Here is a 17,883-nt window from a genome sequence, read left to right as displayed (position 1 = left end):
CACACTCTACGACAGAGTGTAGTAGCGCGGTGGGCTCTGCGGGCTAGGGACTTTCGACCCTGGTCTGAGGGCCTGTGTGCTCAGGGCCGTGTGCGACTGCCTTGCGCAATCCGATCGCCGAGGCGACCTCGAAAACGCCCAGGACGATCAGCCAAATGCCGACCACCATCGCCAGGGTGGCCAGTGAGGTGAACGGCGAGGCGAGCATGACCACACCGGCGATCAGGCTGACCACGCCGATGACGATCGCCCAGCCACGTCCGGGAAGCGTCGGATCGCTGATCGCCGAGACGGCCGTGGCCACGCCGCGGAAGATGAAGCCGATGCCGATCCAGATGGCCAGCAGCAGGATCGAGTTCTGCAGGCTGCGGAAGCACAGCACCGCGAGGATCAGCGCTGCCGCTCCGCTGACGAACAGCAGGACCCGACCGCCGGCCGACACGTGCAGGCTGAAGGCGAAGACGACCTGCCAGATGCCCGAGATCAACAGGTAGGCGCCGAAGAAGATCGCGGCGACGACGATGGTGATGGCCGGCCACGCGAGAACGCAGATGCCGAGGACCACCGCAAGGACGCCCGAAATTAGCGCCGTCTTCCATAAATGCGAAAGCATGCTTGGGGGAGCAGGGGTTTCCATCCGCGCAGTGTGGCACAAGCGGTGTCGCAGATTCGGGATAGCTCGCGTTCCCCTGCTACAGCGTTACAGCTCCACTACTGTTCCGTTACCGGCGCTGCGCGCCGGGTCATCGGTCGTTAACGTCCTTGGCTGGACATGCCGGAAAGAAAGTAGAGGCGACTGTGTTGGGTGAAAAGCAAGACCGCCGGACCAAGATCTGGCGGGCTGTGGCGGTATTCGCCGCAACGGGAGCCTTGGCGTTGTCGGGCTGTGCCAGCGGCGGCGACTCGGGCGGCGGTGGCGGCAGCTCGTCGACCAGCGCCGCTCCGGCGGAGAAGGTGGAAGAGATCGCCAACACCGTGCCCGAGGCCATCAAGTCCTCCGGCAAGCTGGTGATCGGGGTCAACATCCCCTACGCCCCGAACGAGTTCAAGGATGAGAGCGGCAAGATCGTCGGCTTCGACGTCGACCTGATGAACGCGATCGCCGGCACGCTCGGCCTCACTCCGGAGTACCGGGAAGCCGACTTCGCCAAGATCATCCCGTCCATTCAGCAGGGCACCTTCAACGTCGGGATGTCGTCGTTCACCGACAGCAAGGAGCGCGAGCAGTCGGTCGACTTCGTCACCTACTTCTCGGCGGGCACGGCGTGGGCGCAGAAGCTGGGCGCCGGCATCGATCCGAACAACGCGTGCGGCAAGAGGGTGGCGGTGCAGGCCACCACGGTCCAGGAGACCGACGAGCTGCCGGCCAAGAGCAAGAAGTGCACCGACGAGGGCAAGCCGGCGATCAGCATCGTGCCGTTCGACGGCCAGGATGCGGCCACCAATGCGGTGGTGCTCGGCCAGGCCGACGCGATGTCGGCTGATTCGCCGGTGACGCTGTATGCGATCAAGCAGACCGGCGGCAAGCTCGAGCAGGCCGGTCAGACCTTCGACTCGGCGCCCTACGGGTGGCCGGTGGCCAAGGGCTCGCCCCTGGCGCAGTCGCTGCTGCAGGCTCTCGAGCATCTGATCGAGAACGGCAAGTACAAGGAGATCGCCGGGAACTGGGGCCTGGAAGCGGGCATGATCGACAAGCCCGTGATCAACGGCGCGGTCTCCTAGGCGAAAGCGAATCTGATGAGTGATGCCGGCGCGCCGCCGCAGACCATCGACGCGGTACCGCTGAAGCACCCGTGGCGGTGGGTGGCGGCGGCCGTCATCCTCATCCTGGCCGGCCTGTTCGTCTACGGGGCGGCCACCAATCCGGCCTACCGATGGTCGGTGTTCGCCGAGTACCTGTTCGACAAGCGGGTGCTGACGGTCGGACTGGTCAACACCCTGCAGCTCACCGTGTACTCGATGGTGCTCGCCGTCGCGCTCGGAGTGCTGCTGGCCGTCATGCGGCTTTCCCCCAACCCGGTGTTCCGCTGGGTGGCGTGGGTGTACCTGTGGATCTTCCGCGGCACCCCGATCTACGTGCAGTTGGTGTTCTGGGGCCTGATCCCGACGATCTACCAGCAGGTGCGCCTCGGGGTGCCGTTCGGCCCGTCGTTCTTCCAAGTCGACCTGCAGAGCCTGTCCATCCCGTTCCTGCTCGCCACGTTGGGCCTGGCCCTGAACGAGGCGGCCTACATGGCCGAGATCATCCGCGCGGGCATCTCGTCGGTGCCCGAGGGACAGCTCGAGGCGTCCACCGCGTTGGGTATGTCGTGGGGGCTGGCGATGCGGCGTACCGTGCTGCCGCAGGCCATGCGGGTCATCATCCCGCCCACCGGCAACGAGGTCATCAGCATGCTGAAGACCACCTCGCTGGTGACCGCGGTGCCGTTCACCTTGGACCTGTTCGGCATCACCGCCCGCGAGATCGCCGCGCGCACCTTCGAACCGGTGCCGCTGCTGATGGTGGCCGCGTTCTGGTATCTGGTGGTGACCAGCATTCTGATGGTCGGCCAGTTCTACCTGGAGCGGTACTTCTCCCGGGGCGCGTCACGCAAGCTGACGACCAAGCAACTCGAGGCGCTGGCCAAGGCGCAGGCAAGTACAGGTGGGATGTGACACAGGCAGCAGAGTCGGCAGTGGAGTCGGTCAAGCCCATGGTGAAGGCCGAGCTGGTGTGCAAGGACTTCGGCGCCCTCAAGGTCCTCAAGGGCATCACGCTGGAGGTGCAGAAGGGGCAGGTGCTGGTGCTCGTCGGGCCGTCGGGCTCCGGCAAGTCGACGTTCCTGCGGTGCATCAATCACCTGGAAACGGTGACCGCGGGCCGGCTCTACGTCGACGGCGAACTCGTCGGGTACACCGAGCGCGGCGGCAAGCTGCACGAGATGAAGCCCAGCGAGGTCGCCAAGCAGCGCCGCGAGGTGGGCATGGTGTTCCAGCACTTCAACCTTTTCCCGCACCGCACCGCGCTGGGCAACGTCATCGAGGCGCCGATCCAGGTCAAGGGCGTGAACAAGGCCAAAGCCAACGCGCGGGGCAAGGAGCTGCTCGACCGGGTGGGGTTGGCCGACAAGGCCGGCGCCTACCCGGCTCAGCTGTCGGGCGGACAGCAGCAGCGGGTGGCGATCGCCCGTGCCCTGGCGATGGATCCGAAGCTGATGCTGTTCGACGAGCCCACCTCCGCGTTGGACCCCGAACTGGTCGGCGAGGTCCTCACGGTGATGAAGACGCTGGCGTCCGAAGGTATGACCATGGTGGTGGTCACCCACGAGATGGGTTTCGCGCGTGAGGTCGCCGACGAGCTGGCCTTCATGGACGCCGGCGTCGTCGTCGAGCGTGGTGACCCGCGCTCGATCATGGCCAACCCCCAACACGAACGGACCCAAGCGTTTCTCTCCAAGGTGATGTAGCGCCGGATCCGGTCACCCCGCTCTGGCGGGCTGCCCAGGTGTTCCGGCTCCTCAGCTGCCTCTACGCGCTGGGCTTCGGCCTCGCGGTCAACGACGAGCTGGCCCGGCCGCTCGGCGGCTGGGTGGTCTTCGCGGCGCTGGTCGGCTGGAGCGTGGCGTGCGCGGTCGCCTACCTGCAGGGGTTCGGCCGCCGTCCGGCGTGGGTGCTGGCCGAGCTGGCGGTCGTGGTCGCCCTGGTGATGTGTACCGAGTTGGTCGCCTCGGATGCGTGGATCGCCGACAACCAGTCGCTGCCGACGACACTGTGGGCTACCAACGCGACGATCTCGGCAGCCATCCTGTTCGGTCCGGTGGGCGGCATGCTGACCGGTCTGGTGGTGATGTCGCTGAGCGCTGTGCTCAAGGGGTACGTCAACGTCGACGTGAGCCGCAACGCCACGATCGTCATCGAGCTGGCGGTGGGTCTGGCGATCGGGATGGCCGCCCAAACCGCACGGCGCGCGCACGCTGAACTGGAACGGGCCGCCCGGTTGTCCGCGTCGGTCTCCGAACGCGAACGGTTGTCCCGCCATGTGCACGACGGCGTCTTGCAGGTGTTGGCGCTGGTGGCTCGTCGGGGTCATGAGATCGGCGGTGAGGCAACGCAATTGGCGGAGCTGGCCGGTGAACAGGAGCGCGCGCTGCGACGCCTGGTGGTGGCTGGGGACCAGACCGCCGTCGGCGGAGCGCAGGCCGACCTCGCGGCGATGCTGCGTCGCCGGGCCACCGACCGGGTGTCGGTGAGTGTGCCCGCACACGCGGTGCTGCTGGAATCCGCGGTCGCCGACGAGCTCTGCGCCGCGGTCGGCAACGCGCTCGACAACGTCGAGGCGCACGCCGGCGACGGTGCCCGCGCGTATGTTCTGCTGGAGGACATGGGCGACGCGGTGACGGTGAGCGTGCGCGACGACGGTGTCGGAATCCGTGACGGGCGGCTCGCCGAAGCCGTGGCGGAGGGCCGCATCGGTATCGCGAAATCTATTGTGGGACGGTTGGATTGGTTGGGCGGCCGGGCGGAGTTGCACACCGGCCCGGGGATGGGGGTCGAATGGGAGCTGACGGTACCGCGATCACGGTGATGGTCGTCGACGACCATCCGATCTGGCGCGACGCGGTGGCGCGGGATCTGGCCGACGACGGTTTCGAGGTGGTCGCGACGGCGGACGGGGTGGGTTCTGCCGCGCGCCGGGCCGCAGTGGTCAATCCCGCGGTGGTGGTGATGGACATGCGGCTCTCCGACGGCGACGGCGCGCAGGCCACCGCACAGGTGCTGGCGGTGTCACCATCGTCGCGGGTACTCGTGCTCTCGGCGTCCGACGAACGCGACGACGTGCTGGAGGCCGTCAAGGCGGGAGCCACCGGTTACCTGGTCAAGAGTGCCTCGAAACAGGACCTCGCCGACGCAGTGCGGGCGACGGCCCAGGGCCGGGCGGTGTTCACCCCGGGCCTGGCGGGTCTCGTGCTGGGGGAGTACCGGCGCATCGCGCGCGACGAGCCGGGCCCCGCACAACCGAGCCTGACCGAGCGGGAGACCGAGATCCTGCGCCACGTCGCGAAGGGGTTGACCGCCAAGCAGATCGCCACCCGGCTGTCGCTGAGTCACCGCACCGTGGAGAACCACGTGCAGGCCACGTTCCGAAAGTTGCAGGTGGCCAACCGCGTGGAACTCGCGCGCTACGCGATCGAACACGGGCTCGACGAGTAGTTGTACTCATCCGGTGTGGGCATTCGATTGCCACCATGGCGTCATGACCGAACCGCACGCCCCTGTCGTCGCCCGGTTGTCCGCGGAGTTCACGACGCTCTCGCAGCAGCTGGCCCGGGTCTCGGCCGACCTCGCCGAACTCGACCGAATTCTCTCCGCGCGGCCTGCACAGCCACAGCCCTCGCCTCCCCGCTACGCGCCGGCGCCGATGCCTGCCCCGGTGCCCATGCCGGTAGCCCCGCCTCCCGCGTGGACACCCCCGGCACCTCCGCGGGAGCGTTCCGAGGGCTGGATCGGCAAGCTGCTGGCGGTCGCCGGTGTCGCGGTGACGCTGATCGGTGTCGTGCTGCTGCTCGTGCTCGCCGCCCAAGCCGGCATCTTGGCGCCCGAGTTCCGCGTCGCCGGTGGGGCGGTGCTCGCCGTCGCGCTGGTGGGTGCGGGATGGCGGCTCCACGGCCGTCCCGGAGGGCGCGTCGGCGCGATCGCGCTGACGGCCACCGGGATCGCGGCGGGCTACATGGACGTCATCGCCGTCACGACGATCTACGGATGGGTTCCCGCGGTGGTGGGGCTTCTGCTGGCCTCGGCCGTCGGCGGTGCGGGCCTGACGCTCGCCCGCCGCTGGGACTCCGAGCAGCTCGGCCTGCTGGTGCTCATCCCGCTGACCGTGCTCGCTCCGGTCGTCACCGATGGCGACACCCTGCCGTTCGTCGGCTTCATGCTGGCGCTCGCCGCCGCCTCGCTCCCGGTGCAACTGGGCAAGGACTGGGGGTGGCTGCATGCGGCGCGTACCGCCGCGGCGACGCTGCCGCTGCTGTTCGCGCTCGTGGTGCGCCACATCGACGGGCGAGACGACCTCTGGGTGGCCGGCGGCTGCGCCATCGCCGCGGTGCTGGCCGTCGTCGCGGCGGTGATCCTGCTGCCCGGCTCCCGTCGTGCGGCCGCCCTTGCGCTGCTGACCGCTGCGGGGGTGACGCCGCTGCTGTGCGTCGGGTTGGTCGTCGAGCGCGTGGTGGCCGCCCTGATGATCGCCGCGCTGGCGGGCGTCCTGCTGGCCATCGTGTTGGTCGGCGATCAGCTGCCGGGCATCGCGGGCATCGCCCGCCGGGTGTTCTCCGCCCTGTCCGCAGTGACCGCCCTTATCGCGGTGACTGTCGCCTTCGACGGACCGGTGGCGGGCCCGGTGCTGCTCGCGATGGCCGTCGTGGTGGCCGTCGCTGGGCGGCGGGACATCGTCGCCCGCTGTGCCGCAGGACTTTTCGCCGGCATCGGTGCGCTGATGCACCTCGCCTATGCTCCGCCGAGCACCGTCCTCTCCGCATCCGCAACTATGGAGACCGCAGGCGCGTCGACCCTGGTGTCGAGCGTGCTGATCGGAATCGCCGCTGTGACGATCGCGTGGTCGTGGTCAGGCCCGCAGCGCGCGGTCGGTGCGGCTGCCGCGGCCGGGGTCGTCGCCTACGCGGTGACGTCGTTCGCCGTCACCGCCGGTGTGCTGATCGGTGGTGAGGGCCACGGCTTCTTCGCGGGCCACATGGTCGCGACCATCTGCTGGATCGCGATGGCGGGGGCGCTGCTCGGCCACGCCGTGCGTCTCCCGCGGGTCGACCGGTCGGTGCCGATCGCCGGGGGTCTCGGTCTGGTGGGCGCCGCGGTGGCGAAGCTGTTTCTGTTCGACCTGGGCACGCTCGACGGGATGTTCCGGGTGGCGGTGTTCATCGTCGTCGGGCTGATTCTGCTCGGGATGGGAGCGGGCTATGCGCGGCTGCTCGAGCGCCAGGACCAGGTGATGACCGACACGCACTAGACTGGATTGAGTCCAGAAAAGGAGATGTTGTCATGGGTATGAACACACTGTCGCAAACACGGCGGACCGACGCCGAGATCGCCGGCTTCCAGGCATCACCCGCACTGACCGAGGCGCTGCAGCGCGTGCTCGTCGACGTCATCGAACTGCACCTGCAGGGCAAGCAGGCGCACTGGAACGTGGTCGGCACCAACTTCCGCGATCTCCACCTGCAGCTCGACGAGGTCGTCGACTTCGCCCGCGAGGCCAGCGACACGGTCGCCGAACGCATGCGCGCGCTCGATGCGGTGCCCGACGGCCGCTCCGACACCGTCGCCGCGACCACCTCGCTGCCCGAGTTCCCCGCTTTCGAGCACAGCACCGCCCAGGTCGTCGACCTCGTCACCATGCGCATCTACGCGGTCGTGGCCACGCTGCGGGACGTGCACGACGTGGTCGACGACGAGGACCCCAGCACCGCCGACATCCTGCACCAGCTGATCGACGGGTTGGAAAAGCTCGCGTGGCTGCTCAAGTCGGAGAACCGGAAGGTGTGACCGCGGGAGCCCGATGTCCCACCAGATACCAGGTGTGCATCGGGCCTTTGCCTTTCACGTCGACGATGCCGCGCTCTTCGAGCACGAACCGGTTTCGCAGCCGTTCGTACACGTCGTCGGGCACCTGGATCCTGCCCTCGACGTCTGTGGTCTCCATGCGCGAGGCGATGTTGACCGCATCGCCCCACACGTCGTAGAAGAACTTCCTGGCGCCGACGACGCCGGCCACCACCGGCCCGCACGCCATCCCGATCCTCAGTGGCACCGCCCGTCCCCGGGCGTCGGTGAGTCCCGAGACGGCGTCGGCCATGTCGAGTGCCAGTGAGGCAAGAGCCTCCAGGTGATCGACACGTGGAGTGGGGATTCCGCTGACCACCATGTAGGAATCCCCGCTGGTCTTCACCTTCTCGAGCCCGTGCTGGTCCACCAGCGCGTCGAGATCGGTGTAGAGCCGGTCGAGGAAACGGACGAGTTCGGCCGGGGCGGTGTCGCTGGCGCGTTTGGTGTAACCGGCGATATCGGCGAAGAGGATGGACGCGTCGTCGTATTTGTCGGCGATCACCGAGCGCGCCGGATCCTTGAGCCTGTCGGCGATGGTCACAGGCAGGATGTTGGCGAGTAGCCGTTCGGAGCGCTCGTACTCGGCCTCCATCGCGCGTTCGGCGCGCTCGGTCTCGCGCAGCGTGTACCACAGCGTCGCCACGATCATCACGACCGACGACACCACCGATGAGATGAAGCCGACTCTGAGGAACCACGAGGGACCGAGGCCGCGATCGTCGGGCACGGTCAGCTCGAGCACGATGATGAGGACGACTCCGGAGCCGGCGATCACCGAGGCCAATGCGATCCGTTCGATGCCCAGCACCAGGACGGTCAGCGACGCGGCCACCAGGAAGTAGAACTGAAGCCCCGAGTCGGTGCCCATCGTGTAGCAGAAGAATCCGACCGAGACATACGCGAAGACCACGAACGTCACGGGTGCGACGACCTCGCCGAGCGGACAGAGCCGCGGGATGCTCAGGAAGGCGAGCCCGCACAGGATGTTGACGATGCCCAGCCACGCGAACCCGCCGCCGACGACGACCTGGAACGAGCCGAACAGTAGCGAGACCGCAGCGGCGATCCATCCAGCGATGGTCAGCACCCTGACCCGGCGCGACACCGCCTCGGCGCGGTGGCGGCTGAGCGAGGTCGCGCGTCCCTCGAGTGCCACCTCGGGCACGCAGACGGATCGCACGTTGCGCACGGTGCGGAGCTTATCGCCGATCACGGCGATAGCCTGCTCGAATGACGGGTATCGCGTGCTGCCAGATCGATCCGCGGATCGGTGACCTCGACGGCAATGCCGAACGTATCGCCGCGGCGATCGCCGACGCTCGGGCGGCCGGCGCGGACATCATCGTGCTGCCCGAATTGGTCACATCGGGATACATGCTCGCCGACGATGCCGAGGCCCGCTCGGTGGCGCAGACTCCCGATGACCCCCGGTTCGCGGAATGGGCTGCGGCAGCGGGGGATTCGTGGGTCGCACTCGGGTTCTGCGAACTGGGCGAGGACGGCGTGCTGTACAACAGCGCGGCGGTGCTCGATGGGGGCGGGGTATCGGCGGTCTACCGCAAGACCCACCTGTGGGACCGGGAGAAACTGATCTTCACCCCCGGACGCGATCTGCCACCTGTCGTGCAGACCCGACACGGGACGGTGGCCGTGATGCTCTGCTACGACCTGGAATTCGCGGAATTGACCCGCCGAGCCGTCGTCGACGGCGCTGACCTCATCGTCGCGCCGGTCAACTGGCCGCTGTTCCCGCGTCCGGAGGGCGAACATCCCGGTGAGGTCATCACCGCGATGTCGACCGCACGCACCAACCACGTCGCCGTCGCAGCGTGCGACCGTGCCGGTATCGAGCGCGGTCAGCGTTGGACGGAGGGCACGGCGATCGTCGGCGCCGACGGCTGGGTGGTGGCCGAGGCCGGGCCGGGGGAGGCTGTCGCGATGGCCGACCTCGATCTGTCTCTGAGCCGCGACAAGAACCTCACCGAGCACGTTCATCTTCTCGACGATCGTCGGTTGGACCTCTACTGAGCAGCAGGCGGACGCCCACCGCCACCTGCCACCCGATGATCGTGTAGATCGCCACCCGTTCGGACAGTCCCCGGGGCAGATCGGTGGCGATCAGCGCGCAGGCAGCGATCAGGCCGAGGGCACCGAGCCCGTAGCCGAGGACGCGGGAAACGCGTGAGCGGTCGGGGAGTCCGATGATGGCGGCCGCAAGGAGTGCGAGGTTGCCTCCGACGATCGCCGCCGTCGCACCCGCGACATGAAGTAGCTGGGCAGGCTGGCTGCCTCCGCTGGGGACCAGGCCGACGACGACCGAGCCCGCCCCGTACAGGCACGCGAACACGGTAAAGGTCAGCGCGCCGCGCGCAGGTCGCACCGTCGCGACCAGCGCGGCTGCAGTCACGACGAACGCCATGCCCTGCACACGGAACGCGGCGTTCATCCACCACGACAGCGGTGACGTCGGGCGTCCCAGATCGCTCACGACGTTGCCCAGGTAGCTGTACGCAGGCACTCGCGCCGCTGCGATCGCTTCGACCAGCAGATAGCTGATGCCTGCGGTCACCGCCAATACGCCAGCCACACGGCGTACGGGCGTCGGGCGAAAACTGCGCACAACACCAGCGTGCCAGCCGTGGCGTCCCTTGGCGCACGTGTTCGCTTGCTGAAATAGCGACATCACGCGCAAATGTGAGTGGCCCCCGTGGGACGGCTTGCGTCGGGCGCGGGGGCGTACCGCCACATCCTCGATCTCGATCATAATTTGCTGAACCTGCATGACCGTGCTACTTGTTACTGCTAGATTCCTATTAATGGAGCTCAGGGAGGGTTCCTAAATTTGATCGGGGGAGGGTCTCGGTGGGAAATCAGGTCACTGGTGCGCGCGTCCGAAAGCGCTCAGTTCAGTTCGCGGGGAGCATTGTCGTCGGTGCGTTGATATTTGCTCCCGTTGCTCGCGCGGTCGAGGTCGCTCCGTGTCCCGAACAGGGGTGCAACGGCGTGACGGCGCTGCTGGTGGGTGGGCAGGGGTCCTATGCCACGCTCACCGAGGATCAGATGGAATCAGCGTTCGGGGGGTACTTCCGCCCCTACGACCAGCGCACCAGCGTTCCATTCCCCGGCGACGCCGACTTCTCGCAGTCCATCCCGGTCGGTGCGACGAATCTCTACAACGCGGTCGTCGCCGCCAAGACCAACAACCCAGACATCGTGCTGACCATCGGCGGGGTCAGCAAGGGAGCGCCCTCGGTACTCGAGGCGCTTCGTCAGGTGGAGGCGACCCGTGAGGCCGGCGGTGCGGTCCCCGACGCCGAGCACATGAACGTCATGATCTACGGAGCGCCGAGCCGCCTCTACTACGCCGGGGTCAAGTACCGGCCCGACATTCCCGTCACCCCGTATGACGTGTACATGGTGTCGGCGGAGTACGACGGTGTGGCAGACATGCCCGACAACATGCTCAACATCCTCGCTGTGCTCAATGCGATGCAGGGCGCGGACCTGCTCCATGTCGACGCGGCGTTCAACACGGACTTCGAGAACGACCCCATGCGCTACAAGGTCGAGTCGAACGCCGACGGCGGCACGGTGACCACGATCCTGATCCCGTACAACGATCCGATCCTGCCGCTCCTGCATCCGATGCTCGAGGCGGGCGCGGACCCGGCGCAGCTGGCGAAGATGAGCGCGATGCTGAAGCCGATCATCGACTCGGCCTACAAGCGCAACAACGTGGTCGAGAAGAAGAAGTGGCAGACGGGCATCGTCACCATCCCGCTGCCGGAAGCGGCGCCGTCGACCGCCAACGGGACTTTGAAAGTCAGTGTGCCGGTGGAGGACTCGCAGGAGGCCGTGAAGACCGCCGAGCGTAAGACGTTGTCGGACTACGTGGGCAAGCACCGCGCGCCGGATGCCGACGGCGACGGTGCCGACACCGCCAAGGTCACGAAGAACGTCATCAAAGACCTCAGCGACACCATCAAGACTGAGGTGAAGAAGCTGACGACAAAGAAGGACAAGAAGGACACGAAGGAGGCCGCGCCGGAGAAGAACGAGACGGCCGGCGCCCCTTCGTCATCAGAGTCCGGTAACAGCACCGGATCGGACAGCTGACCGCTCCAGCTCTCCCGGGAAGCCCCGCCTCCGTCACGGAGGCGGGGCTTCTTGTTCAGGTGCCCCGGGTGATGTGGTGCCCCCGGTGAGATTCGAACTCACACTGGACGGGTTTTGAATCCGTTTCCTCTGCCAGTTGGGATACGGGGGCTTTGTCGACAACACTGCGGCCTACAACACTGCGGGTAGCACGTCGCGCGGCGCCGTGCGGCCTCTCACCTTAGAGGATGGCCCCGCGCTCGCTCATTCGGGCATCGCCGGACACAATGTGGGGCATGACTGCGTCCCCGACAGATGCCGCCGCGCCGCACCGAGTTCTCATCGCCGAGGACGAGGCGCTGATCCGGCTCGACCTGGCCGAGATGCTGCGCGAGGAAGGCTACGAGATCGTCGGCGAGGCCGGCGACGGCCAGGAGGCCGTCGACCTGGCCGAATCCCTGCGTCCTGATCTGGTGATCATGGACGTCAAGATGCCACGGCGCGACGGTATCGACGCGGCCGCGGAGATCGCCGCGAAGCGCATCGCTCCGATCGTCATCCTCACCGCCTTCAGCCAGCGCGATCTCGTCGAGCGCGCCCGAGATGCCGGCGCGATGGCCTACCTGGTCAAGCCGTTCAACATCACCGACCTGATCCCCGCCATCGAGGTGGCGGTGAGCCGGTTCAGCGAGATCGCCGAACTGGAGAAAGAGGTCGCGAACCTCTCCGACCGCTTGGAGACCCGCAAGCTGGTGGAGCGCGCCAAGGGTTTGCTGCAGAGCAAGCAGAACATGACCGAACCCGAGGCGTTCAAGTGGATTCAGCGGGCCGCGATGGACCGTCGCACCACGATGAAGCGCGTCGCCGAGGTGGTCCTCGAGACACTCGACCCGCCGGCCGCGGAAGCCGCCACACCCGCCGAATGACGGCGAAACAGCACCCCGTCCGTTAAGACTGCGTTTCCGGAACCGCCGGATATCGAATCCGGACCCCGGATGCGCGCCACGCGTTCCTCAACATCGCGCACCACGGCGATGCGTTGGTTATGGTCGTCGGCGAAGCACCGCCGCCAACGCCGTCCGGGGGAGGCACGTCGGTGTCGATCAACACATGAACCGGAGGTGGGACGTGCGCGGTCGCGTGGCACGCAATGCATTTGCTCTCGGGAGCGCGAGCCTGATTGTGCTGGCTTTGGCCGGCTGCAGCCAGGGTGCGCCCGAGGAGCAGGCGGCGCAGGCGAATCTCAAGATCGTCGAGAAGGTGCAGATCGACGAGAACGGCGCGGAGGTCAAGGCTGCCGGCGGTGCGGCGCCGGCCGATCCGGCCGGTGACGGCAAGGCCACCTGCCCGCCGGTGTCGATCGCGATGGCCGGGGCGCTCAACGGCCCCGACGCCGCGCTGGGCATCAACATCAAGAACGGCGTGCAGCTCGCAATCGACAAGCACAACGCCGCCAACCCGGGCTGCCAGGTGCAGCTCAAGCCGTTCGACACCGAAGGTGACCCGCAGAAGGCCACGGCCATCGCACCGCAGATCGTCGACGACCAGTACACGATCGGCCTCGTCGGACCGGCGTTCTCGGGGGAGACCAAGGCCACCGGCGGCGTCTTCGACCAGGCCGGTCTCGTCGCCGCCACCGCATCAGCGACCAACGTGACGCTGTCGGAGAACGGCTGGAAGACCTTCTTCCGCGGCCTGGCTAACGACGGTGTGCAGGGCCCCTCGGTCGCCAACTACCTGAAGAACACGCTCAGCAACAAGAAGGTGTGCGTCGTCGACGACAGCACCGACTACGGCCTGGGCCTCGCGCAGGCGGTCCGCGACACGCTCGGCCCAGTGGCCGACGCGGCGTGCAACATCTCGGTCAAGAAGGGCGACAAGGACTTCTCGGCGGCGGTCACCCAGGTCAAGGGTGCGGCGCCTGACTCGGTGTTCTACAGCGGCTACTACGCCGAGGCGGCACCGTTCATCCAGCAGCTCAAGGACGGCGGCTTCGAAGGCAAGTTCGTCAGCGCCGACGGCACCAAGGATCCGGAGTTCGTCAAGCAGGCCGGTGAGTCCTCCAAGGGCGCTCTGCTGTCCTGCCCGTGCGGCCCGGCCACCGGGGCGTTCGCTGACGAGTACACCAAGAAGTTCAACCAGGAGCCCGGCACCTACAGCACCGAGGGCTACGACCTGGGCACGATCCTGCTCAAGGGCATCGACTCGGGGGCGATCACCCGTCCCGCGCTGCTCGACTTCGTGCGCAACTACGACGGCCAGGGCGTGGCTCGCAAGTACCAGTGGACGCCCGCTGGTGAGCTCACTACGACGCTGATCTGGATGTACGAGGTTCAGTAACTGTTGACGCGAAACGCGTCCGAGCTCGACGGCTCGGACGCGTTTTGCACTCTCCGAGGAGTTCGCCACGCCAATGCTCTTGGCCGCCAACATCAATTTCAACGTCGGGGCGCTGTTCGACAGCTTCTGGCAGCTCACGATCGACGGATTGTCCTGGGGCGCCATCTATGCCCTGGTGGCGGTCGGCTACACCCTGGTGTTCGGGGTGCTGCGGTTGATCAACTTCGCCCACTCCGAGATCTTCATGCTCGGCATGTTCGGCGCGTACTTCGCGCTCGACATGATCCTGGGCTTCACCCCCAGCGGTAACGCCTACAACAAGGGGGTGATGCTGACCATCGTCTATCTCGGCGTGGCGATGCTGTTCGCGATGCTGGTCTCGGGCGGTGCGGCCGTCGGTCTGGAGTTCATCGCCTACCGGCCGCTGCGTAAACGGCACGCCCGGTCGCTGACATTCCTCATCACCGCGATCGGAATGTCGTTCGTACTGCAGCAGTTCGTGTTGTTCATCCTGCCCAAGTTGATCCCGGGCTACGGCGGGCCGAACGCTCAGCAGCCGATCGTGTTGGTGCAGCCGAAGACTCAGTTCACCTTCTTCGGGGTGGCCATCTCCAACGTCACGATCGTCATCATCGTCGCGGCGCTGGTGCTCGCGGTGCTGACCGACATCGCGATCAACCGCACGAAGTTCGGCCGCGGTATCCGTGCCGTCGCCCAAGACCCGACCACCGCCACGCTGATGGGGGTGTCCCGGGAGCGCATCATCATGACGACGTTCCTGATCGGCGGTCTGCTGGCCGGCGCGGCCGCGCTGCTGTACACACTGAAGGTCCCGCAGGGCATCATCTACTCGGGCGGCTTCCTGCTCGGCATCAAAGCGTTCTCGGCCGCCGTTCTCGGCGGGATCGGCAACCTGCGCGGCGCTCTGCTGGGCGGCCTGATCCTCGGCATCATGGAGAACTACGGCCAGGCGGTGTTCGGTACGCAGTGGCGTGACGTGGTGGCGTTCGTGCTGCTGGTGCTGGTCCTGCTGGTGCGTCCGACGGGCATACTCGGCGAGAGCCTCGGAAAGGCACGAGCATGAACAGCGCCATGAGCGGCTTCATCTCCCGGGTGACGGACTGGTGGGACGGTCTGTCCCGTCCTCAGAAGTGGGTGTTCGGCGTCATCCTGTTCCTCGGCGTGGGACTGTCGCCGTTGTTCACCCCGCCGTTCATCGACACCCCCGGCATCAGCTTCGGCGGCACGATGGCGCAGTTCGCTATGGTCGCGATCATCGCGATCGGCCTCAACGTCGTTGTCGGACAAGCGGGTCTGCTCGATCTCGGATACGTCGGGTTCTACGCGGTGGGCGCCTACACGGTGGCGCTGCTGACCAGCCCGGAGAGTCCCTGGAACAGGATGGGGCCGACGGGCTTCTTCAGCGAGCCGTGGGCCTGGCTGTCGTGCGTTCCGCTGGCGATGGCCGTGACCGCGCTGACGGGGCTGATCCTCGGCTTCCCGACGCTGCGTCTGCGCGGCGACTACCTGGCGATCGTCACCCTCGGGTTCGGCGAGATCATCCGCCTGCTGGCCGACAACCTGGCCGACATCACCAACGGGCCCCGCGGTCTCAACGGGGTTGCCTTTCCGCACATCCTGGAGACGGAGAAGAATCCACGCGGGGTCTTCTCCGTGTCGAACTCCACCGGTGACGCGAACTACGGCACCTGGTGGTTCTGGGTGGGATTGCTGCTGATCGTCGTGATCCTGCTGCTGGTCGGCAATCTCGAACGCAGCCGGGTGGGGCGCGCCTGGATCGCGGTGCGCGAAGACGAGGACGCCGCAGAGGTGATGGGCGTCAACACCTTCAAGTTCAAACTGTGGGCGTTCACGATCGGTGCGGCGATCGGCGGGCTGTCCGGTGCGCTCTACGCCGGCCAGGTGCAGTACGTCGCACCCCCGACGTTCAACATCATCAACTCGATGCTCTTCCTGTGCGCCGTCGTGCTCGGTGGTCAGGGCAACAAGCTCGGCGTCATCCTGGGCGCGTTCATCATCGTCTATCTGCCCAATCGCCTTCTGGGCGTGCACTTCCTGGGCATCGACATGGGCAACCTGAAATACCTGTTCTTCGGTTTGGCGCTCGTCGTCCTGATGATCTTCCGGCCGCAGGGCTTCTTCCCGGCGCGTCAGCAGCTGCTCACCTACGGCAAGGCTGCCCGCAATCTGCTCAGAACTGGGCCGTCGGAGAAGGAGTCGGCGCAATGAGCATCGAGGACCTGGCCGGCGTGCACCGCGAGATCGCTGCCGACGAGGGCGAGGTGCTGCTGGCCACCAAGGACCTCACCGTGCAGTTCGGCGGTCTGACCGCGCTGGATTCGGTCACCTTCGACATTCGCCGTGGCGAGATCCTCGGCCTGATCGGGCCCAACGGCGCGGGGAAGACGACCTGCTTCAACGCGATCACCGGTGTCTATCGGCCCACCGCGGGATCGGTGACGTTCGACGGCGAGGTGCTCGGACGGATCAAGCGGCATCAGATCACCCGCCGGGGCATCGCCCGCACCTTCCAGAACATCCGGCTGTTCGGGGAGATGACGGCGCTGGAGAACGTCATGGTCGGTACCGACGCGCGGCACCGTACCTCGGTGCCGGGTGCCTTGTTCCGCTCGCCGCGGCACCGGCGCGAGGAGCGCTCGGCAATCGAACGGTCGGCGGCCCTGCTGCACTTCGTCGGCATCGCGCACCGGGGTGAGGAGAAGGCCAAGAACCTCTCCTACGGTGACCAGCGTCGCCTCGAGATCGCTCGCGCGTTGGCCACCGAACCGAAGCTGCTGTGCCTCGACGAGCCCGCCGCCGGGTTCAACCCCAGCGAGAAGTCGGCGCTGATCGACCTGATCCGCAAGATTCGCGACGACGGCTACACCGTGCTGCTGATCGAACACGACATGCGGCTGGTGATGGGGGTGACAGACCGCATCGTGGTGCTGGAGTTCGGACGCAAGATCGCCGACGGCCTGCCTGCTGAGATCCGCGAAGACCCCAAGGTCATCGCCGCCTACCTGGGAGTGCCCGATGACGAACTCAGCTGAGTCCCGGCCGGTGCTGCTGGAGGCCCGCGATGTCGTGGTGCATTACGGCCGCATCAAGGCGCTGCACTCGGTGTCGCTGACCGTGCACGAGGGCGAGCTCGTCACGCTGCTCGGTTCCAACGGCGCCGGCAAGACGACGATGATGCGAGCGATCTCGGGGCTGCTCCCGCTGACGTCGGGCTCGGTGTGGTTCGACGGGAAGGACGTGAGCCGGGTGAAAGCGCACCGGCGCGTCACTGACGGCCTGATCCAGGCACCCGAGGGCCGCGGAGTGTTTCCCGGCATGACGATCCTCGAGAATCTCGAGATGGGTTGCTACGGGCGCAAATTCGCTTCCAAAGCTGAGCATGACGAGAAGTTGGACTGGATTCTCGAGACGTTCCCGCGGCTGGCCGAGCGCAAGACTCAGGTCGGTGGCACGCTGTCCGGCGGCGAGCAGCAGATGCTGGCGATAGGGAGGGCGTTGATGGCCCGGCCAAAGGTGCTGCTGCTCGACGAGCCGTCGATGGGGCTCGCGCCGATGGTGATCTCGCAGATCTTCAAGATCATCGCCGAAATCAACTCCACCGGGACGACGGTGCTGCTCGTCGAGCAGAACGCCCAGCAGGCGCTGAGCCGCTCCGATCGGGCCTACATCCTGGAGACCGGCGAGGTCACCCGGTCGGGCGACGCGCGAGAGTTGTTGGCCGACGACAGCATTCGCGCCGCGTACCTCGGCGTCGCCTGACCCCTATTCGGCGAGCGCGCGTGTCTGCACGCAACACACCGAGTCTTTCCGTCG

Annotated in this window: 18 protein-coding genes and 1 tRNA gene; 15 read left to right on the top strand and 4 right to left on the bottom strand. The window is 66.9% G+C overall.

Features of this window, described 5'->3' with window-relative positions:
- Nucleotides 1–43 precede the first annotated feature (43 nt).
- Nucleotides 44–637 carry an HdeD family acid-resistance protein gene (locus tag ACZY1G_RS25035; RefSeq protein ID WP_463823904.1) on the bottom strand — a complete coding sequence of 198 codons (594 nt, stop codon included), beginning with the start codon at nt 635–637 and terminating at the stop codon, nt 44–46.
- Between the two features lie 161 nt (nt 638–798).
- Here ACZY1G_RS25035 and ACZY1G_RS25030 point away from each other — a divergent pair, with 161 nt between their 5' ends.
- Genes ACZY1G_RS25030 through ACZY1G_RS25000 form a run of 7 tightly spaced genes read left to right on the top strand, consistent with a single transcriptional unit; the run spans nt 799 to nt 7,533 of the window.
- Nucleotides 799–1,722 (top strand): ABC transporter substrate-binding protein, encoded by a 924-nt coding sequence (locus tag ACZY1G_RS25030; protein ID WP_463823903.1) that lies wholly within the window; start codon nt 799–801, stop codon nt 1,720–1,722.
- A 15-nt stretch (nt 1,723–1,737) separates the two neighbouring features.
- Nucleotides 1,738–2,655 carry an amino acid ABC transporter permease gene (locus ACZY1G_RS25025; RefSeq protein WP_463817938.1) on the top strand — a complete coding sequence of 306 codons (918 nt, stop codon included), beginning with the start codon at nt 1,738–1,740 and terminating at the stop codon, nt 2,653–2,655.
- 38 nt (nt 2,656–2,693) lie between these two features.
- On the top strand, nt 2,694–3,446 hold the full coding sequence (locus ACZY1G_RS25020; RefSeq protein ID WP_463818052.1) for an amino acid ABC transporter ATP-binding protein: 753 nt from the start codon (nt 2,694–2,696) through the stop codon (nt 3,444–3,446).
- A gap of 38 nt (nt 3,447–3,484) precedes the next feature.
- Nucleotides 3,485–4,564, top strand: a complete 1,080-nt coding sequence (gene macS, locus ACZY1G_RS25015) for a MacS family sensor histidine kinase (RefSeq protein ID WP_463823902.1) — start codon at nt 3,485–3,487, stop codon at nt 4,562–4,564.
- Nucleotides 4,534–5,190, top strand: coding sequence for a response regulator (locus ACZY1G_RS25010; protein WP_463823901.1), 657 nt, complete (start codon nt 4,534–4,536; stop codon nt 5,188–5,190). Before macS ends, ACZY1G_RS25010 begins: the two co-directional genes overlap by 31 nt.
- A gap of 43 nt (nt 5,191–5,233) precedes the next feature.
- Entirely contained in the window at nt 5,234–6,997 is a 1,764-nt protein-coding gene (locus ACZY1G_RS25005) for a DUF2339 domain-containing protein (RefSeq protein WP_463823900.1), read from the top strand.
- 32 nt (nt 6,998–7,029) lie between these two features.
- On the top strand, nt 7,030–7,533 hold the full coding sequence (locus tag ACZY1G_RS25000) for a Dps family protein (protein WP_463823899.1): 504 nt from the start codon (nt 7,030–7,032) through the stop codon (nt 7,531–7,533).
- On the opposite strand, the gene ACZY1G_RS24995 is transcribed toward ACZY1G_RS25000, so the two are convergent.
- A complete protein-coding gene (locus tag ACZY1G_RS24995) occupies nt 7,508–8,806 on the bottom strand; it encodes an adenylate/guanylate cyclase domain-containing protein (RefSeq protein ID WP_463823898.1) in 1,299 nt (432 codons plus the stop codon). The genes ACZY1G_RS25000 and ACZY1G_RS24995 overlap by 26 nt on opposite strands.
- 17 nt (nt 8,807–8,823) lie before the next feature.
- Between ACZY1G_RS24995 and ACZY1G_RS24990 the strand changes: the two genes are divergently transcribed.
- Entirely contained in the window at nt 8,824–9,621 is a 798-nt protein-coding gene (locus tag ACZY1G_RS24990; RefSeq protein ID WP_463823897.1) for a nitrilase-related carbon-nitrogen hydrolase, read from the top strand.
- Here ACZY1G_RS24990 and ACZY1G_RS24985 read toward each other — a convergent pair.
- Nucleotides 9,572–10,375, bottom strand: coding sequence for a DUF998 domain-containing protein (locus ACZY1G_RS24985; RefSeq protein ID WP_463823896.1), 804 nt, complete (start codon nt 10,373–10,375; stop codon nt 9,572–9,574). The two genes, ACZY1G_RS24990 and ACZY1G_RS24985, sit on opposite strands and share 50 nt — an antisense overlap.
- Before the next feature lie 221 nt (nt 10,376–10,596).
- On the opposite strand from ACZY1G_RS24985, the gene ACZY1G_RS24980 reads away from it, so the two are divergent.
- Nucleotides 10,597–11,709 (top strand): PE-PPE domain-containing protein, encoded by a 1,113-nt coding sequence (locus ACZY1G_RS24980; protein WP_463817946.1) that lies wholly within the window; start codon nt 10,597–10,599, stop codon nt 11,707–11,709.
- A 74-nt stretch (nt 11,710–11,783) separates the two neighbouring features.
- Here ACZY1G_RS24980 and ACZY1G_RS24975 read toward each other — a convergent pair.
- A tRNA-Leu gene (locus ACZY1G_RS24975) sits at nt 11,784–11,860 on the bottom strand.
- Between the two features lie 124 nt (nt 11,861–11,984).
- Between ACZY1G_RS24975 and ACZY1G_RS24970 the strand changes: the two genes are divergently transcribed.
- The 6 genes from ACZY1G_RS24970 to ACZY1G_RS24945 all read left to right on the top strand — a co-directional run bounded on the left by ACZY1G_RS24970 (nt 11,985) and on the right by ACZY1G_RS24945 (nt 17,829).
- Entirely contained in the window at nt 11,985–12,614 is a 630-nt protein-coding gene (locus ACZY1G_RS24970; RefSeq protein WP_463817947.1) for an ANTAR domain-containing response regulator, read from the top strand.
- A 202-nt stretch (nt 12,615–12,816) separates the two neighbouring features.
- Entirely contained in the window at nt 12,817–14,028 is a 1,212-nt protein-coding gene (locus ACZY1G_RS24965; protein ID WP_463817948.1) for a branched-chain amino acid ABC transporter substrate-binding protein, read from the top strand.
- Between the two features lie 73 nt (nt 14,029–14,101).
- The gene (locus ACZY1G_RS24960; protein ID WP_463817949.1) at nt 14,102–15,112 is read left to right on the top strand and encodes a branched-chain amino acid ABC transporter permease; all 1,011 of its coding nucleotides are present in this window, start codon (nt 14,102–14,104) and stop codon (nt 15,110–15,112) included.
- An 8-nt stretch (nt 15,113–15,120) separates the two neighbouring features.
- Nucleotides 15,121–16,278 carry a branched-chain amino acid ABC transporter permease gene (locus ACZY1G_RS24955; protein WP_463823895.1) on the top strand — a complete coding sequence of 386 codons (1,158 nt, stop codon included), beginning with the start codon at nt 15,121–15,123 and terminating at the stop codon, nt 16,276–16,278.
- On the top strand, nt 16,275–17,102 hold the full coding sequence (locus ACZY1G_RS24950; protein WP_463817951.1) for an ABC transporter ATP-binding protein: 828 nt from the start codon (nt 16,275–16,277) through the stop codon (nt 17,100–17,102). Before ACZY1G_RS24955 ends, ACZY1G_RS24950 begins: the two co-directional genes overlap by 4 nt.
- Nucleotides 17,086–17,829, top strand: coding sequence for an ABC transporter ATP-binding protein (locus ACZY1G_RS24945; protein WP_463817952.1), 744 nt, complete (start codon nt 17,086–17,088; stop codon nt 17,827–17,829). The genes ACZY1G_RS24950 and ACZY1G_RS24945 overlap by 17 nt, the downstream gene beginning before the upstream one ends.
- The last annotated feature ends 54 nt before the right edge of the window (nt 17,830–17,883 follow it).

This window comes from Mycobacterium sp. IDUB_5, from assembly GCF_055419565.1.
Note: the sequence above shows the minus strand (reverse complement) of the source record. Positions and strands in the feature narration are given on the sequence as shown.